This is a genomic window from Streptomyces sp. NPDC043876 (assembly GCF_056435825.1).
Genome location: NZ_JBWKDV010000006.1, coordinates 471,331 through 497,489, shown reverse-complemented (window position 1 = coordinate 497,489; position 26,159 = coordinate 471,331). Strand labels below are relative to the sequence as shown.

16 protein-coding genes are annotated in these 26,159 nt (G+C 72.4%); 9 read left to right on the top strand and 7 right to left on the bottom strand.

Annotation, left to right across the window (positions count from 1 at the left end; translation table 11 throughout):
* Positions 1 to 431: 431 nt before the first annotated feature.
* The 9 genes from AC0693_RS21560 (at position 432) to AC0693_RS21520 (ending at position 8,135) form a co-directional block, all read left to right on the top strand.
* The gene (locus tag AC0693_RS21560; protein WP_468472049.1) at positions 432 to 1,619 is read left to right on the top strand and encodes an ATP-binding protein; all 1,188 of its coding nucleotides are present in this window, start codon (positions 432 to 434) and stop codon (positions 1,617 to 1,619) included.
* Positions 1,616 to 2,458, top strand: a complete 843-nt coding sequence (locus AC0693_RS21555; RefSeq protein ID WP_469316484.1) for a roadblock/LC7 domain-containing protein — start codon at positions 1,616 to 1,618, stop codon at positions 2,456 to 2,458. Before AC0693_RS21560 ends, AC0693_RS21555 begins: the two co-directional genes overlap by 4 nt.
* The gene (locus tag AC0693_RS21550; RefSeq protein WP_469316485.1) at positions 2,451 to 2,846 is read left to right on the top strand and encodes a DUF742 domain-containing protein; all 396 of its coding nucleotides are present in this window, start codon (positions 2,451 to 2,453) and stop codon (positions 2,844 to 2,846) included. The genes AC0693_RS21555 and AC0693_RS21550 overlap by 8 nt, the downstream gene beginning before the upstream one ends.
* Before the next feature lie 3 nt (positions 2,847 to 2,849).
* The gene (locus AC0693_RS21545) at positions 2,850 to 3,410 is read left to right on the top strand and encodes a GTP-binding protein (RefSeq protein ID WP_356414635.1); all 561 of its coding nucleotides are present in this window, start codon (positions 2,850 to 2,852) and stop codon (positions 3,408 to 3,410) included.
* 10 nt (positions 3,411 to 3,420) lie between these two features.
* Complete coding sequence (locus tag AC0693_RS21540; protein WP_356414632.1) at positions 3,421 to 4,800, top strand: cytochrome P450 family protein; 1,380 nt, start codon at positions 3,421 to 3,423, stop codon at positions 4,798 to 4,800.
* A 103-nt stretch (positions 4,801 to 4,903) separates the two neighbouring features.
* Entirely contained in the window at positions 4,904 to 6,151 is a 1,248-nt protein-coding gene (locus AC0693_RS21535; protein ID WP_478802580.1) for a cytochrome P450, read from the top strand.
* Positions 6,148 to 6,957, top strand: a complete 810-nt coding sequence (locus AC0693_RS21530) for an enoyl-CoA hydratase/isomerase family protein (RefSeq protein ID WP_356414626.1) — start codon at positions 6,148 to 6,150, stop codon at positions 6,955 to 6,957. The genes AC0693_RS21535 and AC0693_RS21530 overlap by 4 nt, the downstream gene beginning before the upstream one ends.
* A gap of 239 nt (positions 6,958 to 7,196) precedes the next feature.
* On the top strand, positions 7,197 to 7,556 hold the full coding sequence (queD, locus tag AC0693_RS21525) for a 6-carboxytetrahydropterin synthase QueD (protein WP_478802579.1): 360 nt from the start codon (positions 7,197 to 7,199) through the stop codon (positions 7,554 to 7,556).
* Between the two features lie 12 nt (positions 7,557 to 7,568).
* Positions 7,569 to 8,135, top strand: coding sequence for a MepB family protein (locus AC0693_RS21520; protein ID WP_478802578.1), 567 nt, complete (start codon positions 7,569 to 7,571; stop codon positions 8,133 to 8,135).
* Positions 8,136 to 8,152: 17 nt separating this feature from the next.
* Here AC0693_RS21520 and AC0693_RS21515 read toward each other — a convergent pair whose 3' ends face one another.
* The 7 genes from AC0693_RS21515 to AC0693_RS21485 all read right to left on the bottom strand — a co-directional run bounded on the left by AC0693_RS21515 (position 8,153) and on the right by AC0693_RS21485 (position 26,107).
* On the bottom strand, positions 8,153 to 8,890 hold the full coding sequence (locus AC0693_RS21515) for a thioesterase II family protein (RefSeq protein WP_478802577.1): 738 nt from the start codon (positions 8,888 to 8,890) through the stop codon (positions 8,153 to 8,155).
* 14 nt (positions 8,891 to 8,904) lie between these two features.
* Positions 8,905 to 9,720 (bottom strand): winged helix-turn-helix domain-containing protein, encoded by an 816-nt coding sequence (locus AC0693_RS21510; RefSeq protein ID WP_478741634.1) that lies wholly within the window; start codon positions 9,718 to 9,720, stop codon positions 8,905 to 8,907.
* 68 nt (positions 9,721 to 9,788) lie between these two features.
* Positions 9,789 to 11,009: a cytochrome P450 gene (locus tag AC0693_RS21505; protein WP_478741635.1), complete on the bottom strand. Its 1,221-nt coding sequence runs from the start codon at positions 11,007 to 11,009 to the stop codon at positions 9,789 to 9,791.
* A 68-nt stretch (positions 11,010 to 11,077) separates the two neighbouring features.
* Entirely contained in the window at positions 11,078 to 12,346 is a 1,269-nt protein-coding gene (locus tag AC0693_RS21500) for an MFS transporter (protein WP_478802576.1), read from the bottom strand.
* Positions 12,346 to 13,326: a TauD/TfdA family dioxygenase gene (locus tag AC0693_RS21495; protein ID WP_356414605.1), complete on the bottom strand. Its 981-nt coding sequence runs from the start codon at positions 13,324 to 13,326 to the stop codon at positions 12,346 to 12,348. Before AC0693_RS21495 ends, AC0693_RS21500 begins: the two co-directional genes overlap by 1 nt.
* Positions 13,327 to 13,348: 22 nt before the next feature.
* Positions 13,349 to 25,768, bottom strand: coding sequence for an amino acid adenylation domain-containing protein (locus AC0693_RS21490; protein ID WP_478802575.1), 12,420 nt, complete (start codon positions 25,766 to 25,768; stop codon positions 13,349 to 13,351).
* Positions 25,769 to 25,849: 81 nt separating this feature from the next.
* Positions 25,850 to 26,107, bottom strand: coding sequence for an MbtH family protein (locus tag AC0693_RS21485; protein ID WP_468464704.1), 258 nt, complete (start codon positions 26,105 to 26,107; stop codon positions 25,850 to 25,852).
* Between the last annotated feature and the right edge of the window lie 52 nt (positions 26,108 to 26,159).

Genomic DNA, 26,159 nt, shown 5'->3' with positions numbered 1-26,159 from the left:
AGGAAACGGCCCCGGGGGCGCCGCCTCGACGGATCCGCGGCGCGGGCGGCCGAACAGCTGCGCTCCCCTTCCGGTTGACGGGAGATCAGGTGATGTGAGGGATTGCCGCCGCTCTCGTGAAGAACTGCTTAACGGTTCGGTGCCGGGTGGGGTGGGGGGTGGCTGGTGGGGGGCTGAATGGGCATGTCAACCCGCCTCCGGGGTACGTGGGTTGGGCGTGGGTGCGGGGTCGGCGGGGGTCCGGGGGGATGAAGATCCGGTGATAGCATCCCGACATCTGTGATCTTGATCCATTTTGACGCAGATGCCGATGTGTGACCGGCGGCGCGTTTCGCGCTCGACGGCGGGCGAACCTGCCGGTCAGCTGTGTTGCGGGGCCTCGCGAGGTGTATCTGCAGCCGTCCGCATGCCATGCGCCGGGAAAGGTTTCCATGAATCGAGACGCACTTGTGTGGTGCTTGGTTGCGGTGGCGGCGATAGCCGTTGTCGCGGTCGGGGCACTCGTCGCCCGCAACAGAGCGCTGGGGGCGAAGAAGGAGCACACCGAGGCCGAGCTGCGCCGCCAGTTGCTCGCGGCGGACGCCCATCTGCACGCCACGCACGCCGAGCTCCAGAGGTTCCGCGGCGAGCAGGACGCCACGCTCCGCGAGGCGAAGGAAGCGGCGGAGGAGAACACCAAGGCGGTCCTCAAGGGCGCCGCCAGCCTGCTGCAGAGCCTCGCCGCCGAGCAGACGACGCTTCTGGACGGCATCCAGCGCAAGTACGGCGGCCACGGCGTCCTCGGCGATCTGCTGGACGTCAACCACGCCAACGCCCAGATGGCGCGCAAGGCGCAGGGCATCGCCGTCATGTGCGGTGCGCCGCTCGGCCGCCGCAACAGGCCCGCCAGCGTCTACGACGTGGTGCGCAGCGCCCAGGGGCAGATCCGCAACTTCCACCGGGTCGCCATCATGCAGCAGACCAGTCTCGCCCTGAAGGCGTCGGCGGTCGCGCCCGTCGCCCTCGCCGTGGCGGAGCTGCTGGACAACGCCGCCAGCTTCTCGCAGCACGACGCGCCCATCGAAGTAACGTTTCAGCGGGTGCAGAACAACCTGTGCATCGTCATCGACGACGCCGGTGTCAGCATGAACGACGAGGAGCGCCAGCGGGCGACCGCGCTGCTCTCCGGTGACGTCGCCCCCCGGTTGTCGCAGCTCGGGACGCAGCCGAAGTTCGGCTTCCCGGTCATCGGCCTCATCGCGCGTCAGCACGGCTTCCGGGTCGACGTGACCGGGGTCTCCCGGTACGGCGGCGTCCGGGCCGTCGTGCTCTTGCCCGAGGAGCTGTGGACCATGGAGGAGATCGCACCCGCCCAGGAGGCCCCCGTCAGCGAGATCCGGCGGGCCCCCGAGAGCCGGCCCCCGAGCGCGACGTCGCGCACGATGCACGGGCTGCCCAAGCGCGGCGCGCGCCAGGCCCCCATCGCGAGCGTGCCCGATCCCGACGCCGCGCCGCCGGCCCCCCGGGCCGCCGGGGAGACGGGGCGCGCTTCCGGGCGCAGCCTGGGGGCGTTCCAGCGCGGCACGCTCTCCGGCCGCAACCTTGACGCCACCTCGTTCGAAGGGCCCGAAGAGGCATGAGCGCAGACCTGTCGTGGATGCTCGAGGACATCGTGCACAACGTGCCCCGCGCACGGCACGCCGTCCTGCTGTCCGCGGACGGCCTCCCGCGCGGTGCCACGGAGGGCCTGGCCGAGAAGGACGTGCGCACCATCTCCGCGGCCATGGCCGGGATGCAGTCCCTCAGCCGGGCGACGGCCCACTTCGCCGGACCGGAGGAGGAGCGGCAGTGGAACCAGACCATCATCGAGTTCTCGCACGGCTGGAGCTTCCTGATCGGGGCGGGGCAGGGCTCCTACCTCGCCGCCGCGGCCGCGCCCGACGTGGACATGCAGCAGATCTCCTTCCGCATGCACCGGCTGGTCGCCCGGCTCGGCAACAACCTGACCTCGCCGCCGCGGGTACGGGCCGAGGACGCCGGGGGGCGGCGGGGCCACGCCCCGCGGCAGCAGGGCTCCGGTGACCCCGGGTTCGCCCTGGGCGCGCTCGACCGGGTGATGTCCGAGGTCAAGGGCGCCCGCCACGCCGTGCTGCTGGGATCGGACGGTCTTCCGCGCGGGGCGACCAGCGGCATGAGCCGCGACCTCGCGGACACGATCTCCGCGGCCATGACGGGCATCCACGCCTACAGCCGGGTCACCTCCCAGTTCGCCGGCGTGGAGGAGGACGCGCAGTGGCGCCAGACGGTCATCGAGTTCCAGCACGGCTGGATCTTCCTGATGGCCGCCGGTCCCGACGCGCTGCTGGCGGCCGCCGCCGAGCACGACTGCGACATCGAACAGTTCACCACGCGCCTGCACGAGGTGGTTCCCGGACTGACCGCGGCGGCCGCACCGGGGAAGGGGCCGGGTCATGTCTGAGGGGTTCGAGCAGGACGAAGAGCTGGAGCTGACGTCGCCGTTAGTCCCCCTCTTCGTGATCACGAACGGACGGGCGCTGCCCCCGGACCACGAGTACGAGCACACGACGCTGGTCACGGCGGTGCCGGAGAGCGATCAGGCCGCGGCGGCGCGCACGCTCTCACCGGAGGCCGGGCAGGTCCTGGACCTGGTCGCCGACGGCTTCCTGTCCGTGGCCGAGGTGGCGGGACACACGCACCTGCCGCTGGGCGTCGTCCGCATCCTGCTGGCGCAGCTGGAGGCGGACCGCCTCATCCTCGCGAGGTCGCCGATACCGCGTGCCGAACGGGTCGACAGAGAACTGGTCAGTGCCGTGCTCGAGGGCCTGAAGAATCGATTCGGAGCGTAACGCGTGTACCTGGATCCAGATGTCTCCCATGCGGTGAAGATCCTCATAGTGGGACACTTCGGGGTCGGCAAGACCACCTGCATCGGCAGTCTGTCCGAGATCGAGCCCCTGCGGACCGAGGAAGAGATCACCGAGGCCAGCGTGGGCTTCGACGACCTGTCGGGCACGCCCGACAAGAAGACGACCACGGTCGCCATGGACTTCGGCCGGCTCACGCTCAGCGACACCCTGGTGCTCTACCTCTTCGGCACGCCCGGCCAGGAGCGCTTCAAGGAGATGTGGGAGGAGCTCTCCCGCGGCGCACTGGGGGCGCTCGTCCTCGTCGACCCCGAGCGGCTGCACGAGTCCTTCCCCGTGCTGGACCTCGTCGAACGCTTCGGGCTGACGTACGCCATCGCCGTGAACCACTTCGAGGGCACCACGCACTACCCGCTCGACGAGGTGCACGAGGCCCTGAACCTCACCGCCGACACCCCGGTCGTGGAGTGCGACGTACGGGACGAGAACTCCTCGGCGCAGGCCCTCATCACCCTCGTGAAACACCTCATGTCCCAACTCGGCTAGGAGCGCAGGAATGCAACAGCCCCTCGACCCGCAGGAGATACCTCCCGGCTGCCCCGCGCACGGGAACGTCCAGATGTACGGGCCCCCGTTCGGAGCCGACCCCGACGGCCACTACGCGCAGCTGCGCGCGTTCGGCCTCAGCGCGCCGGTGGACATCGCTCCCGACGTCCAGGTGGAACTCGTCACGAGCTACGACGCCGCCCTGTTCGTCCTGCAGAACCCCGGCTCCTTCGTGCGCGACTCCCGGCGCTGGAACGCGCTGAACGAGGGGCGCGTCCCCGCCGACAGCCCGGCCCTGCCGATGATGGGCTACCGGCCCAACGCGCTCTTCAGCGACGGCGCGGCGCACGCCCGCCTGCGCCGGGCCGTCACCGACAGTCTCGCCACGGTCAACGAGCACCAGCTCATCCGCCAGACGCAGCAGTCGGCCCAGTACCTGATCAGCCAGTTCAGCACCGACATCCGCGGCCAGGCGGAGCTCATGGCGGAGTACGCACAGCCGTTGCCGCTGCTGGTGTTCAGCAACCTGTTCGGCTGCCCGCCCGAGATCGGCGACCGCGTGATCGCCGGGATCAGCGGCATCTTCGAGGGGACGCCCGGGGCCGACGAGGTGCTCGGCGGGGCGCTCACCGAACTGATCGCGCTCAAGCGCAGGCGGCCCACGGACGACCTCACGACGCGCCTGATGGAGCACCCGGCCCAGCTGACCGACGAGGAGGTGCTGCACCAGCTGGTCACCCTGCTCTCCGGCGGCACCGCGCCGCTGACCGCGGCCATCGGGACCAGCAGCGCCCTCTACCTCGGCGAGGACTGGCAGGTGGGCCTGCCGGTCGAGGACGCAGTGTCCCAGACGCTCTGGAACTACGCGCCCATCGCCAACTACGCGGCCCACTACCCGACGCACGACGTGGAGCTCGGCGGCCGGGTACTGCGGACCAACGACCCGGTCCTCATCTCCTTCGCCGCGGCGAACACCGACCCGAAGCTGACCGAGCACCGCGAACAGCTCAGCGCCAAGGCGCACTTGGCGTTCGGCGCGGGCCCGCACGCCTGCCCGGCCAAGGACCCGGCCTTCATGATCGCCGTGACGGCCGTCGAGGCGCTGCTCAACCAGCTGCTCGACGTCGAGCTGCGCGTCCCGTTCAAGGCGCTCACCTGGGCGCCGAGCCCGTGGAGCCGCTCGCTGGTCACCCTCCCGATCCGCTTCACCCCGCGGGCCGTGTCCCCGGCGGCCGGGCCGGGCGGCTCGAACGCGGGCCAGGCGCTCCCGCAGCAGAAGACCGCCTCCGCGGCCCCCGGCGCCGGGCCCTCCCGTACGGGCGGCAGCGCCGCTCCGCAGCCCAAGGGCGGCCTGTTCAGCCGCTTCCTGGCCTGGACCAGGGGCGAGTGAGGCAGATGTGATGCTGGTAACCCCTTGAGTACTCAGTGGTAGTGGATGCTTTAACGATCATGTGGGTATGCATGGCGGCTGGTTCTCAGAAAGGAGCCGCCATATGGGGGTTGCCACAACTCCGTCGCACGACCGCCGGGCGTCCGCCTCACTCTTCTCCCGCCTGCGGACAGCCAGGGGGCAGGCCGACCCCTTTCCGGTCTACGCCGAGCTGCTCGCGCGCGGCGAGGTGGTGCCGGCCCCCTGGGGCGGCTTCGCCGTACCGGGCTTCGCCGCGTGCGACCAGGTGCTGCGCAGTCGGCAGTGGCTGGAGCCCGACCGGGACTGGCGGGAACGGCAAGGGGCAGGGACGCGCTGGAACGCGCCGTCCTCGCGGGAGATGAGCCACACGCTCGCGGCGCTCAACACCCCGGACCACACCCGGGTGAGACGCGCGGCGGGCACCTTCGACCGGGGCACGGTGGAGCGGATCGGCCGCTCGGTGCACCGGACCACGGATCAACTGCTCGACACCTTCACGGAGCGAATACGCACCGGCGAGGCGGACTTCTCGGAGCTCGTCTGCGAGGAGCTGCCGGTGGCCACGATCGGGGAGTGGCTCGGGCTGCCGCGGGCCGACTGGCCGCGGCTGCGGCAGTTGACCCACGACCAGGTGTTCACGCAGGAGTTGCTGCCGTCCGCCAGTCAACTGGCGCTGTCCGACGCGGCGACGGCCGAACTGCGCACGTACTTCATGGAGCTGGTGCGGGAGCGGCGCTCCCACCCCGGTGAAGGCCCCGTCACCCGGTGGATCCAGGCGTGGGACGCGATCGAGCCGGACCGGGACCAGGCCGACGAGGCGGTGTACTTCCTCGTGCTGTTCGTCGTCCTGGCCGCCCTGGAGACCACCGCGACCCTGCTGTCTGCGATGATCCTGCGGCTCGTCGAGAGCCCGGAACGCTGGAACCTGGTCGCCGACAACCCGGACCTGGTCACCGGCTTCGTGGAGGAGACCCTCCGCTACGACCCGCCCACCCACGTGATCAGCCGGGTCGCCTCGCAGGACTGCGTGCTGGGGGGCATCGAGATCCGCCGCGACGAGATGGTCCACCTCATGGTCGGAGCGGCCCACCGGGACCCCGCCCGGCACCGCGACCCCGACCGGTTCGACCCCGCTCGCACCCCTGACCACCTCGCCTTCAGCGGGGGCGTCCACTACTGCCTCGGCGCGCCGCTGGCCCGCCTCGAAGCGCAGACGCTGCTGCGCCAGGTGCTCCGGCGCCTGCCGCGGCTCACCCTCGTACGCCCCCCGTCGATGGCGCCCCGCGTGGCCTTCCGGCGCCTGCTGAACCTGGACGTGGCCCTCGCATGACCGCACCGACCCCCGGCCCGGCGCACGCTCCCGGATACGCCCCCGCGCACGCCCTCCCCTCCCCCAAGGCGATCCGCACCGAACAGGACGGTCCCGTCCTGCACGTCCTGCTCAACCCCTGGGGGCAGGACGACACGCTGGACGTCGCGGTCCTCGACGACCTCACCGCCCTGCTCGACGGTCTCCACGAGCGGCCCGACGTCCGGGTCCTGACGCTGTCGTCGCTCGGCACGGACTTCTGCCTGGGTGCCGACCGGGGCGAGTACGAGCAGGCGCTGGCCGCCGATCCGTCCGGCGCGGGGCTGCGGCGCATCGCGGACAAGGCCCACCGGCTCTGCCAGGCGCTGGAGAGCACCCATGCGGTCACCATCGCCCGGCTGCACGGGCGGGTCGTCGGCGCCGGTCTCGCCCTCGCCTCCTTCTGCGATCTGCGCGCCGGCGCCGACACCAGCCGCTTCCGCATGCCGGAGGTCGGCATCGGGCTGCCCCCGGCATGGGGCGGGGCCATGGGACGCCTGGTCTCCGAGGCCGGGGCCTCCCGGATCCGCGAGCTCATGCTCACCTGCGACGTCTTCGACGCCGACACGGCCCACCGCATCGGCCTGCTCCACCGCTCGGCCCCGCTGGACCAGCTGGACCGGGTGGTCGACGCCTGGATCAGGCCCCTCGTCCGGCGCGCGCCCGAGGCGCTCGTCCTGACCAAGCGGATGCTGTCCGGTTACGCGCGGGCGGACCGGACGGCGGACGTCTCCCTGCTGGATTCCCACCTCCTGGCGGCCACCCTCTCCCAGCACGCGAGGGGCTGACCCGCCGGGCACGGGCGGCCAGTGGGCGGGGTGGGCGTCACCGCGGTGACGCCCACCCCGCCCTTTCGCATGCGCTCCCCAAATACCCGTTCTGGTCCGCTATTTCGGCTTACGACCCGCCACTAGCGGATCGTTAGGGGCCCGTTAGGCGCACGGCACACGCTGGTGGGGCAGGGGCGAGGGCGCCGGAAGGCGCTCTCGGCACGCGTCTTCGCCACGAGCAGCTGGGGATCCGACAGATGGAAATGGTCCGCGAGTTCACCTTCGAGGCGGCGCACCGGCTCCCTCTGGTGGCCGAGGACCACACGTGCGCCCGGTTGCACGGGCATTCGTACCGCGTGGACGTCACGGTCAGCGGCGAGGTGCCCGGTGAGCGCGGCTGGGTGGGGGACTTCAGCGAGATCGAGGCGGCGTTGCAGCCGCTGCGCGAGGAGCTGGACCACCGCTACCTCAACGAGGTGCCCGGCCTGGAGAACCCCACCAGCGAGGTGCTCGCGCGGTGGATCTGGGACCGGCTGAGCGCAGCGCTGCCGCTGTCCTCGGTGACGGTCCGCGAGACCGCTGCCTCCGGGTACGTCTACCGGGGGGCACGTCCGTGACAGGGTGGGCGGATGACTGCACACCGCACGGACCGCGCCGCTGACCCGGCCCCCTGGCCCCTGACCGGCGCCGACGCGCCGCACGAGGAGCTGCTGGCGGCCAAGGAGCTGGTCTACGACCCCTGCGGGTTCCGCTGCTCGCGGCCGGTGGCCGAGGCCGAGAGTGCCGCCTACGCCGCGCACGCGTTCACGCTCGACGGGCGGTCCGTGCGGTTCCGGGCGGCCAGGGTGACGCCGACCAAGGCGGGCCAGTTCGTCACCGTGTGGAAGCGGGCCGCCCCGGGTGGTCCCATCCAGCCGTTCGACGCGGCGGACGGCATCGACCTCTTCGTGGTCAGCACCCGCGACGGGCGGCACTTCGGGCAGTTCGTCTTCCCCCTGGACGTGCTCCGGCGCCACGGCGTCCTCGCGGTGGACGGGGTCGGCGGCAAACGGGCCTTCCGGGTCTACCCGCCGTGGGTGAGCACCGCCAACCGGCAGGCCGACCGGGCGCAGGAGTGGCAGCTGGGCCATTTCCTGCGCCTGGACGAGGGCCGGCCCGTCGACCTCGGCCACGCCCGCGCGCTGTACGGGGGCTGACCCCGCCACAGCGCGGCCTACCCGTGCAAGGCGCCCGGGAGGCCGGCCACCGCGAGCCGGGCCACGTCGGCGGCGTGCTCCGTCAGGTAGAAGTGGCCGCCCTCGAAGACCCGGGCGGAGAAGGGGCCGGTGGTGGCCGTCGCCCAGAGGGCGGCCTGCTCCGGGGTGATCCGGGGGTCCGCGTCGCCCGAGAGGGCGAGGACCTCCGCTCGCAGGGGCGGAGTGCCGGGGGCGCGGCGGTAGGTGTCGATGAGGCGGTAGTCGTTGCGGATGATCGGGAGCAGCAGCCCGCTCAGCTCCGGGTCGTCCCAGACCTGCGCGTTGGTCCCGCCGAGGGCCTTGACCGAGGCGATCAGTTCGGCGTCCGTGGTCTCGCCCGCGCCGACCGGGGGCGCGTCCAGGGCGCGGCCCGAGGCGCAGAGCCGGGTGACGTGCGCGGCGCCGGACGCCTCCAGGAGCAGGAGGGTCTCGTAGGCCACCATGGCGCCCATGCTGTGGCCGAACAGCACGGTGGGGAGCGGCGGTTCGGCCAGCAGCTCGCGGTGGGCGCCCGCCGCGAGCGGGGCCAGCTCCCCGACCAGCGGTTCCGTGAAGCGGCTCTCCCGGCCGGGGTACTGGACCGCCAGCAGCTCGACGGACGGGGACAGGTGCCGGGACCAGCCGCGGAAGTAGCTCGCGCCGCCGCCCGCGTGCGGGAAGCACACCAGGCGCACCGTGGGGGCGGCCGGTGCGGTGTGGCGGACCAGGTAGGGCATGGGGGCTCGATTCGTCAGCCGAGGATGGCCTCACCCAACGGGGTGAGGGTGTGGACGGAGCAGTTCCGTCTGCGTTCGGTGGTCACGAAACCGGCCCGGCGCAGGACGGTGATGTGCTTGCTGGCCGAGGGGCTGGAGATCTGGAGCCGGTCCGCTATCTCCCCGGTGGAACGGGCCTTCTGCAGGGTGGCCAGCACGTCGGCCCGGGTGCGGCCGAGCAGGTCGCGCAGGGCTGATTCGCCTTCCTGGCCCTGCCACATGGCGGTGGCCGACTCCGGGTCCGGCGTGATGTTGTAGACCAGGATGGGCAGGCCCTGCCAGCCCATGTGGGCGTCGATGAGGAAGGGCTGCGGGGCGAAGAGCGAGGGCACGATGGTCATTCCGCGCCCCGCGAGGTCGGCCGTGCGGGGCGCCCGGGAGTTGGCGACGCGCAGCACCGGCGACGTCCAACGGATCGCGTGGTGCAGGCTGTTGAGCACGTGCTCCATCCCGCCGGCCAGCATGGCCCGCCCGCACGCGTCCCGTTCCGCCTTCAGGGCGCGCGATATGCGGTCCCAGAAGGGTTCCACGGCGGTGGCGTGGAACAGGTCCCCCTCCCGCGGCACCGGTGACGTCAGGGTTTCCAGCAGCGAAAGCGGCGGTTCCAGCGCCGAATGCACGGTGGACGTGCGGCGCATCCGGTGCCGGGTGGTCCGGCGCCATTCGGCTAATCCGTCGCGCTGCTGCTCGGCCAGCCGGCTCCAGGCGAAATGCGTCTCGAATGCGACGCCGAGCGTACTGACGACATGAATACGGGCCAAATCCTCGACATTGAGGCGCAGTTCCAGCAAAGCGACGCTCCCCCCGGAAAGGTCCTCTTGATCATAAACAGCCGGGAACGGCCCGCGCCACTCCGGGGTCAGCGCCAGTCCACCGACACGGGCAGGCCGCTGTAGCCCTGCACCAGGTTCGACCGCATCCAGCGCACCTCGCCGCGCAGCCGCACGCCCCGCGCCTCGGTGGCCAGTTGGCGCAGCAGTTCCTTCAGCTCGACCCGGGCCAGGGCCGCGCCCAGGCAGTGGTGCGGACCCGTGCCGAAGCCCAGGTGACGGTTGGGGGAACGGTCCGGCAGGAAGGTGTGCGGGTCCGGGAAGAGCCGCTCGTCGCGGTTGGCCGCGGACAGCCAGGCCACCACGGGCTGGCCCCGCCGGACCGCGCGGCCGCCGATCTCGCAGTCCTCCGTGGCCACCCGCAGGACGTGCGCGGCCGGGGAGGTCCAGCGGACCAGCTCTTCCACGGCCCGGTCGGTCTGCCCGGGATCGGCGTGCAGGGCGTCCAGGGTGCCGGGGAACCGCTCGGCGACGTGGAAGGCGCCGGTGATCGAGTGCCGGGTCGTCTCGTTGCCGCCGATCAGGACGTTGTCGCAGTTGATCAGGACGTCCTCGGTGCTCAGCCGGCCGTCCGCCAGGAGCGCGCTCACGAGGTCGTTCCCGGGCTCCTTCCGGCGCCGTTCGATGAGCTCGTGGAAGTAGAAGAGGATCTCCGTGTGCGCCTCGGCCGGGGTCATCTTGTCGAAGGAACTGTCTTCCCCGCCGAAGGCGTGATGTGTCAACTCGATGAGCTGCTCGCGCTCCGCGACGGGTACGCCGATGACCTCGCACACGATCGCGGCGGGCAGCCGGGGCCCCACTTCCAGGGCGATATCGGTGATGTCCTCGGCCTTCAGGCGCTCGATGATCTCCGTGACTTCACGGCGCAGCACCGATTCGAGTTCGGGGGCCCGCAACCGGGAAAGGAAAGGGCCGATCAGCCGCTTGAGAAGCGAATGCCAGCTGCCTTCGCTGACGACGAGCATCCGGCCGCCGGAGTTGTCGGAATGCTCCGCGTCGAAGCCGATCATCATGCCGTGTTCGGAGGTGAAGGGCGCCTTCGGGGAAAGGACGGCGGAGACGTCCTTGTGCGAGAAGACGGACCAGAATCCGCTCGGGGAAATGCCCGGTTCGCTCCAGACCACGGCGTCGGTGGCGACGTACTCGCGCCACATCGCGAAGCGGTCTTCGCTCGTGTAGAGGTCCGGGTCCGCCAGGTCGAGGGCGGAGCGAGAGGGGGTGGAGGGGCTGGAGAGGGGGGTGGTGGTCATGGTGGGGTGTCCGTGCCCGTCTTTCGTCAGGAGGAGGGTGGAGGCGGGGATCGTCGGGCGGGGGCCCTTTACGCGGGGCCCCTGCGCATCGCCGGGCTCAGTACGGCCGACAGGGCGATCGCGGCCATCGCGGCGGCGCACGCCAGCAGTCCCGCGGACCGGCCCGCGACGTCGAGGAGCACGCCGCCGCCGAGCGGGGCGATCGCACCCCCGGCGCCGCTGCAGATCCCCGCGACGCTGATGGCGCGCCCGCGGTGGCTGTCGGGGGTGAGCATCAGCAGGTACGTCTGGAAACACGCGCTGGCCGTGGGCGCGGCGAACGCGATCGCGCCCAGCAGGATCCCGGGCGTGTAGCCGCCGGGGAGCACCGCGATGGCGACGGTGAGCGACGCGAACAGCCACAGCACCAGGTGGATGGGCCGCGGACCGGTCAGCATCCGCATGAGCAGGGGCGCCGCGAGCGCGCCCAGCAGGCCGCCGACGCCGAGCAGGCCCGCCATGAGGCCGATGAGCCCGGCGTTCATGCCGCTGCTCTGCGCGGAGGCGATGACGATGAAGTAGATGGCGCCGAAGAAGAGGTTCGTCGCCGTGGCGTAGCAGAGCGCGAGCCGCAGGAACGGGTGGCGGGCGATCCAGCGGATCCCTTCCAGCAGGTCCCGCCGGCCGCCGGCGGCCGGGCCGGAGCCGGCCGTGTCCGCTTCCCCGGCGGCTCCGGGCGGCCCGGCCGCCGTCGCGGCCGGCCGACTCGGCATGAACAGCAGCAGGACCAGCCCGGCCAGGTGCGCGGCGCAGCCCGCCACGAAGGGGAAGGCGTTCTTCAGGGCCAGCAGGAAGCCGCCCGCGGAGGTGCCGGCGAGCTGGCCCGCGTACGTCCGCGCCGAGTTCATGGCGACCGCTTGCGAGAGCTTCGCCGCCGGCACCAGGCTCGGGATCATCGCCTCGCCCGCGGCCGTCATCATGGCCGTCGCCGCGCCGTTGACCAGCGCGAGCGCCACGAGCGCGAGCAGGGAGGCCTCCCCCGCCCAGAGCAGGAGGGCGAGGGTGGCGAAGACGGCGACCAGCGCGGCCTCGCACCAGAGCATCACCGCCCGCCGGTCGTACCGGTCGGCGACGGCCCCGGCGGGCAGCCCCGCCAGGAGCATGGCCGCCGCGTCGACGAAGCCGATGATCCCCGCCTGGGAGGGCGAGCCGGTGAGCGCGAGGACGAGCAGCGGCAGCACGATGAGGGAGGTGCTGTACGCGAACTCGCTGAACGCCTGGCTGATCCACAGGAGGGTGAACCCGCGGCCGCCGCCGCGCCCCTCGACCGTGACCGGCGGCTCCTGTACCACCGCCATCAGGCGAGCAGCCGCGAGCGCGACTTGGTGTGGACGTAGGTACGGCGCAGGTCGCGCACCATGCTCGTGCGCTTGAGCCACCGGTCCGTGCCGTCGTAGCGCGGGGTGAAGGTGTCCCGGCCGTGGATGACGCGGTAGTTGTCGATGAACGCGGCCTCGCCCGGGCTGAGCACGACCCGCTCGGCGGCGGCGGCCAGCTGCTCGGCGGCCTCCTTCATGGCGCGCTCGGCCTCCACGTCACCCGCCAGCGGGCTGGTGAAGTCCGCGTCGATCCGCAGGTACGGCGAGTCCTGCGGACCGAAGAGCACCGACGCCACCTCGTGCGGCCGCTCCTCCAGCGCGGACGGGTGCTCCGCGCTGTGGTGGGGCACGACCTCGTGCGAGTCGTCCGGGAAGAACCGGAACCGGTCCTGGTGCAGCACCTCGCGCAGCGGCTCCGCGATCTCCACCGCGTCGACCGCGGCGACGGTCGTGCCCACGCCGTCGGGGTTGCGCAGGCACATCAGGGCGACGTAGTCGCCGCGGCAGGTGTGGAAGACGTCCTCGGTGTGCAGGGTCAGCTGCTGCTCGCTGCTGGCGCTGGTCAGCGAGGCCTCCTGCCCCTTGGAGGGGCAGACGTCGTGGACGAGGCGCCCGTTCTGCTGGCTGGTCCAGGCGAACGGGTCACCGAGCACCGAGGCGATGAGGAGCAGGACCAGCTCCTCGCGGATCGCGGCGCCCTCCTTCTCGGCGATCTGCCAACTCGGGGGCGTCGGAACGAGGTTCTCGTCGACGGGGAGGTTGGCCACCGCGATCACCGCCTCCTCGGCGGCTCGGGCGGAGACGAGGAACTGCCGGACGCCGACGGGGAGCCGCTCGGCCTCGACGCGTATCGCGTCCGCGTACTCCATCGGCTCCCACACGGGGTGCGCGGCGAGGAACGCGTCGGCGAGGGACGCCACGCCCTTCTTCTCTTCGTCACTCAGCACATAACGGGCCATGACAATGTCCTTCCGGGAGTGGTCAGTTACCGGCGATCGCGGCGATCTGCCGCAGAGCGGTGCGGTACGCGTCCGCGAGGGCGCGGACGGTGTCGGGAGTGTGGACGGCGGGGCAGTGCATCCAGTCGACGCGCAGTTCCCCGTCGCTGACGGCGGCCACGATGTCGATGAGGTGCGGACGCGGCTGCCCGGGTGCCTGGTCGGCGCCGAGGCCCTCGAACCGGTCCCGGATCAGGCCGGTCCCGCCCGCGCCCCCGTCCCACTGACCGAGGTAGTTGAAGCTGATCCGCGGGTGCGGGGTACCGGCGAGGGCGGTGTGCGCCGCGCTGCCGGGAGCCGACAGGTAGCGCAGGGCGCCGTAGCCGATGCCGCGGCCGGGGATCTTGCGCAGGTTCTTGCGGACCGCCTTGAGGGCGGGGCCCCAGTCGCCCGCGGGGACGTCGAGGGTGACGGGGTAGATGCTGGTGAACCAGCCGACCGTGCGGGAGAGGTCGATGTCCTCGAAGAGTTCCTCGCGGCCGTGGCCTTCGAGGGCGATGGTGACCGGGTCGCCCGCCCAGTCGCCCAGCACCCGGCCCAGCGCCGTCAGCAGCACGTCGTTGATCCGGGTGCGGAACGCCGCGGGGGCCTTGTGCAGCAGCGCCTCGGTCTCGGCGCGGCTGAAGCGCACGCTCTCCACCGCCAGGTCGCCGTGGACGGCGGTGCGCGGGTCGTGTCCGGCGACGGGCCGGGCCGCCTTGCGCCAGTACGCCGTCTCGTGGTCGAAGCCGCCGTCGCGGACGTGGTCGGCGAGGCGCCGGGCCCACTGCTGGTAGCTGCTGGACTTGGCGCCCAGGTCGACGGTCGTACGGCCCGCCGCGAGCTGCTCGTACGCCGTGGCGAGGTCCTCCAGGACGACCCGCCAGGACACCCCGTCCATCACCAGGTGGTGCACGGCCAGGAACAGCCGGGGGGCGCGGCCCCGGGGCAGGCGCAGGAACACGCCCTTCACCAGGGCTCCGGAGGTCGGGTCGACGGCGCGCTGGGCCTGCGACGCCGCCTGGTGGAGGGACTCGTCGAGGTCGGCTCCCGGCGCCAGGTCCTGTACGGCGAGCGCCCCGGTTACGGCCTCCCCGTACTGCTGGGTCCAGCCGCCCGCCCCGTCCGGCGTGAAGCGCAGGCGGAGCGCGTCGTGGTGGGCCACGACCGCGTCCAGCGCCGACGCCAGCAGAGCCGGGTCGGTCTCGGGTGCAAGGCCGACGTGAACGGACATCGTGTACCGCTTCGGGTCGACCGTGTGCTCGTCGAAGAACCACCGCTGTACGGGGGTGAGTTCGACGGCGCCGGCCACCTCGGCGGGCTCGTCCGGCCGGTCCTGGAGCCGGTCGGCGGCGGGGGCGGTCCGCTCGACCACGGCGGCCAGCTCGGCCACCGTCTGGTGGACGAACAGCAGCTTCGAGGTCAGCCGGAGCCCGGCCTGGCGGGCCCGGGAGATCAGCTGGATGGAGAGGATCGAGTCCCCGCCGAGGTCGAAGAAGTTGTCGTGTATGCCGACCTTGTCGACTCCGAGCACCTCGGACCATATGGCCGCCAGCGTGTCCTCGATGTCGTCGCGGGGGGCGATGTACTGCGTGCCGAGCTGCTCGGCCTGGACCTCGGGCGCGGGCAGCGCCCGCCGGTTCACCTTCCCGCTCGGGGTGAGCGGGAGCCGGTCCAAAGTCACGAACACCGCCGGCACCATGTAGTCCGGCAGGGTCCCGGCCAGATGGGCCCGGAGCTCACCGGTGGTCGGCGCTCCGTCGCTCACCAGATACGCGACGAGCCGCTTGTGGCCGTCGGCTCCCTGGTGGGCGGTGACGACCGTCTCCCGGATCAGCGGGTGACCCACCAACGCGGTCTCGATCTCGCCCAGTTCGATGCGGAACCCACGGATCTTCACCTGGTCGTCCGCACGCCCCAGATACTCCAGCGTCCCGTCCGCCCGCCACCGGGCCACATCACCCGAGCGGTACATCCGCTCCCCCGGCTCACCGAACGGATTCACCGGGAACCGCTCCTGCGTCAGCTCCGGACGATGCAGATACCCACGCGCCAGACCACCACCCGCCACATGGATCTCACCCGCCACACCCACCGGAACCGGCGCACCCCGCTCGTCCAGCAACAGCACCCGGTAACTCGGCAAGGGACGCCCCGCCGGCAACCGGCCACCCGCCACCACATGCGCCGCCGTTATCTCCTGATACGTCACATGCACCGTCGTCTCGGTGATCCCGTACATGTTCACCAGCCGCGCACCGGACCCACCGAACCGCTCGAACCAGCCCAGCACGTGCTTCGGCTCCAACGCCTCCCCACCGAAGATCACCCACCGCAGATCCGGCAGCACCTCACCCGCACTCCCCACCAGCTCACGGAACATCGACGGCGTCTGGTTGAACACCGTCACCCGCTCCGCCCGCAACAACTCCCACATCAACTCCGGGCTCCGCGCCGTGTCCTGCGCAACCACCACCGCACGACCACCCGACACCAGCGCACCCCACAACTCCCACACCGAGAAGTCGAAGGCGTACGAGTGGAACACCGTCCACACGTCATCCACCCCGAACCCGAAGAGCCCGTCACAGTTCGCCAGCAGGTTCAGCACCGACCGGTGCTCCACCGCCACACCCTTCGGACGCCCCGTCGAACCCGACGTGTAGATCACGTACGCGAGGTCCGAACCGGTGACACCCGTCTGCGGTGGCGTGGCCGGCCGGGCCGCGATGGCCTGTGCCTCCGCGTCCAGATCGACCACCCGGGCATCGGTGGCGGCGAGTTGTCCGTTGAGCCCCCGGTGGGTGACCAGCAGCCGCGCACCGGAATCGTCCAGCATGTACGCGAGCCGGTCCGCGGGATACGCCGGGTCCAACGGCACGTACGCCGCACCCGACTTCATGATCCCCAGCAGACCCACCACCATCTGCACCCCGCGCTCCACCGACAGCGCCACCAGAGCATCCGGCCCGGCACCCAACGCCACCAGATGATGCGCCAACCGGTTCGCCCGCTCCTCCAACTCCCCGTACGTCACCCACTCGTCACCGAACGACACCGCCACCGCATCCGGTGACAGCGCGGCCCGGTCGGCCACCCATCCGTGAATCGTTCCTGCCGGAGCCTCCACCCCGCCCGAGGCGTTCCACTCCCGCACCACCCGGTCGAATTCCCCCGCGGTCAGCAGCGGGAGGTCCGCCACGGCCCGGTCCGGGTCCGCGGCGACGCCGTCCAGCAGCACGTTCAGGTGCTCGCCGAAGCGGGCGATGGTGCCGGCGTCGAACAGCTCGGCGCTGTACTCGACGAGCGCCCGCAGACCGCCCTCGTACTCCTCGAACTCCAGGGTCAGGTCGAACAGCGCGGTGTCCCGCTCCAGCCGGTAGTCCGTGACCTCGACCCCGCCCAGCGAGGGGTGCGCGCCGGGGGCGTTCTGGAGCACCACCATGGCCTGGACGAGCGGCGTGCGGCTGGTGTCGCGCTCCGGCTGGAGGGCCTCCACCAGGCGCTCGAAGGGCACCTCCTCGTGCGCGAACGCGTCGAGGACGGTCTCCTTCGCCTGGTCCAGGACCGCCCGGAAGGGCATGTCCGGCTCGATGTGCGACCGCAGGACGACGGTATTGACCAGGAAGCCGATCAGCTGCTCCAGGTCGCCGTTCCCCTCGCCCTGCCCGCGCCCGGCGGACGCGGTGCCGACCGCGATGTCCTGCCGGCCGGTCCAGCGGGCGAAGACCGTCTTCACCGCGGCCGTCAGGGCCATGTAGAGCGTCGCGCCCTGTTCGCGGGCCAGCTCCTTGAGCGCGCCGAGCGTGGCCGCCGGTACCTCGAACCCGTGGACCGCGCCGGCCGAGGAGCGCACCGTCGGCCGCGGCCGGTCGGTGGGCAGTTCCAACGGTTCGATGCCCGCGAGCCGCTCACGCCACCAGCCGAGCTGCTCCTCCAGCAGACCGCCGTCCACCAGCCGCTCGCGCTGCCAGGCGGCGAAGTCCGGGTACTGCACCGGTACGGCGGCCAGCTCCGCCGGGCGGCCCTGCGTGCGGGCCGCGTACAGCTCGCCGAGCTCGCGGGCGGCGACGCCCATCGACCACCCGTCCGTGACGATGTGGTGCATGCCGAGCACGCACACGTGCTCCTCGGCGGCCGACCCGGTCATCCGGACGAGCAGCACGCGCACGAGCGGGCCGTTCTTCAGGTCGTACGGGCGGACCAGTTCCGCCTGCGCCAGCTCCCGCAGCTCCTCCTCGGTCCCGGCCTCGGCCGCCTGCCACTGGGGCTCCAGCACGGGGTGGACGATCTGCACACCCTGGCCGTCGGCCACGTCGAAGGTGGTCCGGAGCGCCTCGTGGCGCGCCACCAGGTCACCGACAGCCGCGCGCAGCGCGGCGGCGTCGAGCGGTCCGGTCAGCCGCAGGGCGGTGGCCGAGTGGTATTCGGTGCTGCCCTCGTTGAAGTCCTCCAGGAACCACAGGCGCTGCTGTCCGAAGGACATCGGCAGCAGGCCGTCCCGCGGCACCACCGGAATCCCGAGGGCCGCCCCGGCCTGCGCCCCCTGCGCACCGGAGTCATCGGGGGCCACGGCGGCCGCCAGTTGCGCGACCGTCGGGGCTTCGAAGAGCAGGCGCGGGGAGAGACTCCCGCCGAGGGACCGCCGGGCCCGCGACACGACCTGGATGGTCAGGATGGAGTCGCCGCCGAGGTCGAAGAAGTTGTCGTGGACGCCAACCCGCTCGACACCGAGCACGTCGGCCCAGATACCGGCCAGGATCCGCTCGGTCTCATCGCGCGGGGCGGTGTACTGCGTGCCGAGCTGCTCGGCCTGGACCTCGGGCGCGGGCAGCGCCCGCCGGTTCACCTTCCCGCTCGGGGTGAGCGGGAGCCGGTCCAGGGTCACGAACACCGCCGGCACCATGTAGTCCGGCAGGGAGGCCGCCAGGTGGGCCCGTAGCTCCGCAAGGGGCACGACGGTGTCCGTGACGACGTACGCGACGAGCCGCTTGTGGCCGTCGGCGCCCTGGTGGGCGGTGACGACCGTCTCCCGGATCAGCGGGTGACCCACCAACGCGGTCTCGATCTCGCCCAGCTCGATGCGGAACCCGCGGATCTTCACCTGGTCGTCCGCACGCCCCAGATACTCCAGCGTCCCGTCCGCCCGCCACCGGGCCACATCGCCCGAGCGGTACATCCGCTCCCCCGGCTCACCGAACGGATTCACCGGGAACCGCTCCTGCGTCAACTCCGGACGATGCAGATACCCACGCGCCAGACCACCACCCGCCACATGGATCTCACCCGCCACACCCACCGGAACCGGCGCACCCCGCTCGTCCAGCAACAGCACCCGGTAACTCGGCAACGGACGCCCCGCCGGCAACCGGCCACCCGCCACCACATGCGCAGCCGTGATCTCCTGATACGTCACATGCACCGTCGTCTCGGTGATCCCGTACATGTTCACCAGCCGCGCACCCGCATCCGGGAACCGCTCGAACCAGCCCAGCACGTGCTTCGGCTCCAACGCCTCCCCACCGAAGATCACCCACCGCAGATCCGGCAGCACCTCACCCGCACTCCCCACCAGCTCACGGAACATCGACGGCGTCTGGTTGAACACCGTCACCCGCTCCGCCCGCAACAACTCCCACATCAACTCCGGACTCCGCGCGGTGTCCTGCGCAACCACCACCGCACGACCACCCGACACCAGCGCACCCCACAACTCCCACACCGAGAAGTCGAAGGCGTACGAGTGGAACACCGTCCACACGTCATCCGCCCCGAACCCGAAGAGCCCGTCACAGTTGGCCAGCAGGTTCAGCACCGACCGGTGCTCCACCGCCACACCCTTCGGACGCCCCGTCGAACCCGACGTGTAGATCACGTAGGCCAGGTGGGAGCCGGTGACACCGGTCTCCGGTGCGGACGCCGGGGCCGCGGCGATCACGTCGGCGTCCGCGTCGAGGTCCACCACCGCTACCCCGTCCAGCGGCAGTTGGCGGTTCAGTCCCCGGTGGGTGACCAGCAGCCGCGCACCGGAATCGTCCAGCATGTACGCGAGCCGGTCCGCCGGATACGCCGGGTCCAACGGCACGTACGCCGCACCCGACTTCATGATCCCCAGCAGACCCACCACCATCTGCACCCCGCGCTCCACCGACAGCGCCACCAGAGCATCCGGCCCGGCACCCAACGCCACCAGATGATGCGCCAACCGGTTCGCCCGCTCCTCCAACTCCCCGTACGTCACCCACTCGTCACCGAACGACACCGCCACCGCATCCGGCGACAGCGCGGCCCGCTCCGCCACCAGCCCGTGGATCGTTCCCGCCGGAGCCTCCACCCCGCCCGACGCGTTCCACTCCCGCACCACCCGGTCGAACTCACCCGGCGCCAGCATGGGCACGGCCGCCACGGGACGACCCGGTTCGGCGGCCATCCCGGTGAGCAGCGCCTCCAGATGGGCGGCCAGCCGCGCGATGGTGTCGGCGTCGAAGAGCTCGGGGTCGTAGGCCAGCGCGTACGCCAGTTCCTCACCCGCGTAAGCGACCAGGTTCAGCGGGAAGTTGGTGACGTCCGCGCCCTCCAGGCCGTGCAGGCGCACGCCGTCACCGTCGCCGTCGTGCCCGCCGCCGTCCGCCGGGAAGTTCTCGAAGGCCACGAGGCTCTCGAAGAGCTGGGTGCCGCGCGGGGCGCCGCTCCAGCCCTGGATCTGCGGCAGCGGTACGTACTCGAACTGCCGCGCCTCCACCTGTGCCTGCTGGAGACGGGCCAGCCACTCGCCGACCGGCGCGTCGGCGTCGACCTCGACCCGCACGGGCAGGGTGTTGATCAGCATGCCGACCATGGCGTCGGCCCCGGCCAGGTCGGCCGGGCGGCCCGAGACGGTCGCACCGAAGACCACGTCCCGCTCGCCCGAGTAGCGCGACAGCAGCAGCGCCCAGGCGCCCTGCAGGACGGCGTTGACCGTCAGGCGGTTGGCGCGGGCGAAGGCGTACAGCCGGTCGGAGGCCTCCGTGCTCAGCCGGGTCACCAGCCGCTGCGCGGACTGGGCCCGGTGCGTCGCGGCGGGTCGCCGGTCGAAGGGCAGCGCGGTCGGTTCGGTGACGTCGCCCAGCAGCGCGCTCCAGTACGCCTGCGCCTCGCCCAGGTCCTGCCGCTCCAGCCAGTCGACGTAGGCGGAGAAGGGGCGGCGGGCGGGCAGCGCGGGGTGCTCGCCCGCCGCCACGGCCCGGTAGGCGGTGACGAGTTCGTCGAGCATCTGGAAGGTGCTCCACCCGTCGAGGAGCACGTGGTGCGAGGTCCGCACGACGCGCACCGAGGTGTCGGAGGTCCGTACGATCGCCAGGCGCACCAGCGGCGCGGCGGACAGGTCGATGCCCCGGGCACGGTCCTCGGCCAGGTGGCGCTCCAGCGCGAGCGCCTGTTCACCGGCGCTCAGCGTGCGCCAGTCCAGGTGCACGACGGGCAGTTCGGTACGGCGGTGCACGACCAGCAGCGGCCGGTCGACGCCCTCCCACCGCACGGCGCCGCGCAGGACGTCGAGGTGATCGTTCACGTGCTGCCACGCGCGCTCCAGCAGCGCCGGGTCGCGCACCCCGTCCACGGTGAAGCTCATCTGCTCGAAGTAGGCGCCGGAGCCGGGTTCGGCGAGGGTGTGGAAGAGCATGCCCGCCTGCATCGGCGTCAGCGGGTAGATGTCCTCGATCTCCTTCGCGGCGCTGCCGCGGCCGGCGATCCGGTCCACGTCCGCCTGGTCCAGGGCGGCGAGCGGGAAGTCCGAGGGGGTGGCGCCGCCGCTGTCCGGGAGCAGGCAGTGCGCGATCAGGTCGCGCAGCTCGGTCAGGAACTGCCGGGCGACGCGTTCCACGGTCGACGGTTCGAAGACCTCGGCGGAGAAGATCCAGGTGAAGCCGAGGGTGCCGGATTCCACCATGCCGACGACGTCGAGGAGGTAGGGGCGGGGCTCGTCGAGCGCGTGGTCGAGGCCGAGGGCCGGGAGCCGGTCGCGGATGAGGCCGTCCTGGCCGGTGGCGCCGTCCCACTGGCCGAGGTAGTTGAAGCTGATCTGCGGGAGCGGGTCGGAGCGCAGGGCGTGGCCCGGGGTGCCGGGTGCGGAGAGGAAGCGCAGGGCGTCGTAGCCGAGGCCCCGGCCGGGGACGGCGCGCAGCTGTTCCTTGACGGACTTCAGGGTCCCGTCCCAGGCCCGGTCGCCGGGGAGGGCCAGGGCGACGGGGAAGTGGGTGGTGTACCAGCCGACGGTGCGGGAGAGGTCGAGGTCGTCGAAGAGCTCCTCGCGGCCGTGGCCCTCCAGGCCGAGGACGAGGCGGTCGCTGCCGGTCCAGTCGGCGAGGGTGCGGCCCAGGGCGCTGACGAGGACGTCGTTGATCTGGGTGCGGTAGGCGGAGGGGACGCGCTGGAGCAGGGCCTCGCTCTCCTGGCGGCCGAGGCGCACCTCGACGGTGCTTTCGTGGGCGGTGACGTTGCTGCCGTCCGGGTGGTCCGCGGGCAGCGCGGGGGCGCCCGCCGGGTCGACGGCGCGCCAGTGGTCGTACTCGTGGTCGAGGCCGCCGGCGCGGACGTGGTCGGCGAGGCGCCGTGACCACTCCTGGTAGCTGCTGGACTTGGCGCCGAGGTCGACGGCGGCGCGGCCTGCGGCGAGCTGGTCGTAGGCGGTGGCCAGGTCGTCGAGGAGGACGCGCCAGGACACGCCGTCCATCACGATGTGGTGCACGGCGAGGAAGAGCCGGGGCAGCCGGTCGGGGCCGAGCCGGAAGAGGACGCCGCGCACCAGGGTGCCGCCGGCCAGGTCCAGGGCGCGCTGGGCGGCCAGGGCCGCGTCGTGCAGGGGCTGTTCGAGGTCCGGGCCGGCGTCGAGGTCCAGGACGGACAGGAGGCCGGTGGGCCGGTCCCCGTACTCCTGGATCCACTCGTCGCCCTCGCGGGTGTACCGCATGCGCAGGGCGTCGTGGTGGGCCACGACCGCGTCGAGGGCGCGCTCCAGCAGGGCCGGGTCGGTGTCCGGGGCGAGTTCCAGCTGGACGGACATGGCGTAGTGGTCCGGGTCGACCGTGTGCTCGGCGAGGAACCACTTCTGGATGGGCGTGAGTTCGGCGCGGCCGCTGACCTCGGTGGTCACGGCGGCGGCCGGTGCGGCGGCGACGGCGGCGCCCGCCAGGGCGGCGATGGTCTGGTGCAGGAAGAGCAGCTTCGAGGAGAGCTTGATCCCGGCCTGGCGGGCCCGGGAGACCACCTGGATCGAGAGGATCGAGTCGCCGCCCAGGTCGAAGAAGTTGTCGTGGACGCCGACCCGCTCGACGCCGAGCACGTCGGCCCATACGTCGGCCAGGATCCGCTCGGTCTCGTCGCGGGGCGCGGTGTGGTCGGCTCCGGAGCGGCCGGCCTGGATCTCGGGCTCGGGCAGCGAGCGGCGGTCGACCTTGCCGCTCGGGGTGAGCGGGAGCCGGTCCAGGGTGACGAACACGGCGGGGACCATGTAGTCGGGCAGCAGGCCGGACAGGTGGCCGCGCAGGGCGGAGGTGTCCGGTGCGCCGTCGGCGCCCGCGGCGCGGGGGACGACGTACGCGACGAGCCTGCGGCGGCCGGACTCCTCCTGCCGGGCCAGGACGACGGCGTCGGCGACGTCCGGGTGGGTGAGCAGGGCGCTCTCGACCTCGCCGAGTTCGATGCGGAAGCCGCGGATCTTGACCTGGTCGTCGGCTCGGCCCAGGAACTCCAGGTCGCCGCCGGGCAGCAGCCGGGCCCGGTCCCCGGTCCGGTAGAGCCGGTCACCGGCGACGAAGGGGCTGTCGGCGAAGCGTTCGGCGGTGAAGTCGGGGCGCCCGTGGTAGCCGCGGCCGATCCCGTCGCCGCCGATCCAGATCTCGCCGGGCACGCCGACGGGCACGGGGCGGCGGCGCGCGTCGAGCACGTACACGCGGGTGCCGGGCAGCGGGCGGCCGATGGGCACGTACACGGTGGTGGCCGGCGCCTCGGCGCTCGGCACGAAGACGGTGGAGTCGACGGTGGCCTCGGTGCCGCCGTAGGCGTTGACGACGACGGCGTCGTGCCGGATCTGGCGCAGGAGGGTCGCGCAGTCCTCGACGCGCCAGGCCTCGGAGCCCACCGAGATCAGGCGCAGCGGCGGGAAGCCGTCGCCGCGCCGCTCCACCTCCTGGAGGACGGCGTTCAGCAGGGAGGGGACGATCTCCAGACCTGTCGCGCCGGTCTCCGTGATCAGGTCGAGCAGGGCCGGCGGCTCGGTGGTGACGTCCTTGGAGGCGATGATCAGCGCGCCGCCGAAGGGCAGCGAGCGGATCAGGTCGGCGAAGAAGAGGTCCACGGAGAGGCTGGAGACCGACAGGAAGCGCAGCCGGAGGTCGTCGAGGCCGTAGCGCTGCGCCCAGGAGGCGCAGATGTGGCGGACGTTGCGGTGCTCGATGGCGACGCCCTTGGGGGTGCCGGTCGATCCCGAGGTGTAGATGACGTACGCGAGGTCCCGGGCGGTGACCGTGGTGCGGGGCGCGGTGGCGGGGCGGGCGGCGATCTCCTCGCGCTCGGCGTCGAGGTCGACGAGGCGGGCGCCGGACGCGGGCAGCCGGTCGCGGACGGCGCTCTCGGTGACGATGAGCCGGGCGCCGGAGTCGGCCGTCATGTGGCCGAGGCGGTCGGCGGGGAAGGCCGGGTCGAGCGGGACGTAGGCGGCGCCCGCCTTGAGGATGCCGAGCAGGCCGACGGCCATGGCCGAGCCGCGGGCGACGGCGAGGCCGACGAGGGAACCGGGGCCCGCGCCCAGCGCGCTCAGGTGGTGGGCGAGCCGGTTGGCGCGTTCGTCGAGCTCGCGGTGGGTGAGGGTAGCGTCCTCGGCGATCACGGCGACGGCGTCGGGGGTGCGGGCGGCCTGCGCCGCCAGTCGCTCGTGGATCAGTTCCACGGGGAAGCCCGGGAGTTCGGTGGCGTTCCAGTCGACGACGATCTGCCGGTGTTCGGCGTCGGTGAGCAGCGGGAGCGCGCCGACGGCCGTGGCCGGGTCGGCGACGGCGCCGTCGAGGAGGACCTCCAGGTGGCCGGTGAGCCGGGCGATGGTGCTCTCGTCGAACAGCTCGGTGCTGTATTCGATCAGGCCGTGCAGCCGCCCGCCGCGCTCCTCGAACTCCAAGGTGAGGTCGAAGAGGGAGGCGTCGCGCTCCAGCGGGTAGGCCGCGGTCTCGGCGCCGGGCAGCGCGAGGGCGTCGGCCGGGGCGTTCTGGAGGACCACCATGGCCTGGACGAGGGCGGTCCGGCTGGGGTCGCGTTCGGGCTGGACGGCCTCGACGAGCTTGTCGAAGGGGACGTCCTCGTGGGCGAAGGCGTCGAGGACGGTGTCCTTGACCCGGCCCAGCAACTCGGCGAAGGACAGCTGCGGTTCGACCTGGGTGCGCAGCACGACGGTGTTGACGAGGAAGCCGACGAGCCCTTCCAGCTCCCGGTGGCCGCGGGCGGCCGAGGAGGTGCCGAGCGCGATGTCCTCCTGGTCGGACCAGCGGGCGAGGACCGCCTTGACCGCGGCCGTCAGCACCATGAAGAGCGTCGCGCCGTGCGCGTGGGCCAGCTCCCGCAGCGCGGTGAGGGTGTGCTCCGGCAGCTCGAAGGCGTGCACGGCGCCGGCGGAGGACCGGACGGCGGGCCGGGGCCGGTCGGTGGGCAGTTCGAGCGGCGAGATGCCCTTCAGCTGTTCCCGCCACCAGTCGGTCTGCCGCTCCAGCAGTCCGCCGTCCTCCAGCCTGCCGCGCTGCCACACCGCGAAGTCCGGGTACTGGACCGGTACGTCGGCCAGGGCGGCGGCGCGTCCCTCGACGCGGGCGGTGTACAGCTCGCCCAGCTCCCGGGCCACGATGCCCATCGACCAGCCGTCGGTGACGATGTGGTGCATGCCGAGCACGCACACGTGCTCGTCGGCCGCGAGCCGGACCAGCAGGACCCGGACCAGCGGGCCGTCCGCCAGATCGTAGGGGCGCGCCATCTCCGCCCGGACGATCTCCCGTGCGCCGTCCTCGCCGTCCGCCTCGGCGGCCGTCCAGCCGGGGGCGAGCCGGTCGTGGACGACCTGGAGGGCCTTGCCGTGCTCGGCGCGGAAGGTCGTGCGCAGCGCCTCGTGGCGTGCCACGAGGTCGCCGACGGCCGCCCGCAGCGCTTCTGCGTCGAGCGCGCCGGTGATCCGCAGTGGCAGCGCCGAGTGGTAATCGGCGCGGCCGGGGTCGAAGTCCTCCAGGAACCAGAGGCGTTGCTGCCCGTAGGACAGCGGCAGGCCGTCCCCCCGCGGGACCGCGGGGACCAGCGGCCCCGCGGCCGCGGCGGCGGGCCGGGCCCGGCCGGCGAGGCGCTGGGCGAGCGATTCCCGGAGCCGGTCGGGCAGGGCGGCTATCCGGTCCGCGCGAGAAGACGGCGTGTTCATCGAGGGATCCCCCTGGGAGTGCGGTTCAGCGGTTCGGAGCGGCGGGAGCGGTGTGGGCCGCTCGTGACGTAGGGCGCGGTGTCAGCCGCGTGCCGCCGGGTCGGCGGCCGGGGCGGCGGCGGGGGCCGCGGACGCCGCGGAGGCGGTGGCCAGGCTGCGCGGGCGCATGTCGGTCCAGTTCGCCTCGACGTAGGCGAGGCACTCCTCGCGCGGCCGGTCGGCGAGGACCGCCTGCCAGCCGGCCGGGACGGCGGTGCCGGTGGGCCAGAGCGAGTGCTGGCCCTCGTCGTTGACCAGGACGGTGTAGGAACGGCCGGGCTGTTCGAAGGGGTTGGACACGGTGGGCCTTTCGGAACGAGGGAAGGAAGGAACGTGGGTGGACGGGGGTGGG

What these genes read in the sequence shown, in the direction of transcription:
- AC0693_RS21560 (WP_468472049.1), top strand. Translation starts at nt 432, where the DNA reads ATGAATCGAGACGCACTTGTGTGGTGCTTGGTTGCGGTGGCGGCGATA.
- AC0693_RS21555 (WP_469316484.1), top strand. Translation starts at nt 1,616, where the DNA reads ATGAGCGCAGACCTGTCGTGGATGCTCGAGGACATCGTGCACAACGTG.
- AC0693_RS21550 (WP_469316485.1), top strand. Translation starts at nt 2,451, where the DNA reads ATGTCTGAGGGGTTCGAGCAGGACGAAGAGCTGGAGCTGACGTCGCCG.
- AC0693_RS21540 (WP_356414632.1), top strand. Translation starts at nt 3,421, where the DNA reads ATGCAACAGCCCCTCGACCCGCAGGAGATACCTCCCGGCTGCCCCGCG.
- AC0693_RS21535 (WP_478802580.1), top strand. Translation starts at nt 4,904, where the DNA reads ATGGGGGTTGCCACAACTCCGTCGCACGACCGCCGGGCGTCCGCCTCA.
- AC0693_RS21530 (WP_356414626.1), top strand. Translation starts at nt 6,148, where the DNA reads ATGACCGCACCGACCCCCGGCCCGGCGCACGCTCCCGGATACGCCCCC.
- queD (WP_478802579.1), top strand. Translation starts at nt 7,197, where the DNA reads ATGGAAATGGTCCGCGAGTTCACCTTCGAGGCGGCGCACCGGCTCCCT.
- AC0693_RS21520 (WP_478802578.1), top strand. Translation starts at nt 7,569, where the DNA reads ATGACTGCACACCGCACGGACCGCGCCGCTGACCCGGCCCCCTGGCCC.
- AC0693_RS21515 (WP_478802577.1), bottom strand. Translation starts at nt 8,890, where the DNA reads ATGCCCTACCTGGTCCGCCACACCGCACCGGCCGCCCCCACGGTGCGC.
- AC0693_RS21505 (WP_478741635.1), bottom strand. Translation starts at nt 11,009, where the DNA reads ATGACCACCACCCCCCTCTCCAGCCCCTCCACCCCCTCTCGCTCCGCC.
- AC0693_RS21500 (WP_478802576.1), bottom strand. Translation starts at nt 12,346, where the DNA reads ATGGCGGTGGTACAGGAGCCGCCGGTCACGGTCGAGGGGCGCGGCGGC.
- AC0693_RS21495 (WP_356414605.1), bottom strand. Translation starts at nt 13,326, where the DNA reads ATGGCCCGTTATGTGCTGAGTGACGAAGAGAAGAAGGGCGTGGCGTCC.
- AC0693_RS21490 (WP_478802575.1), bottom strand. Translation starts at nt 25,768, where the DNA reads ATGAACACGCCGTCTTCTCGCGCGGACCGGATAGCCGCCCTGCCCGAC.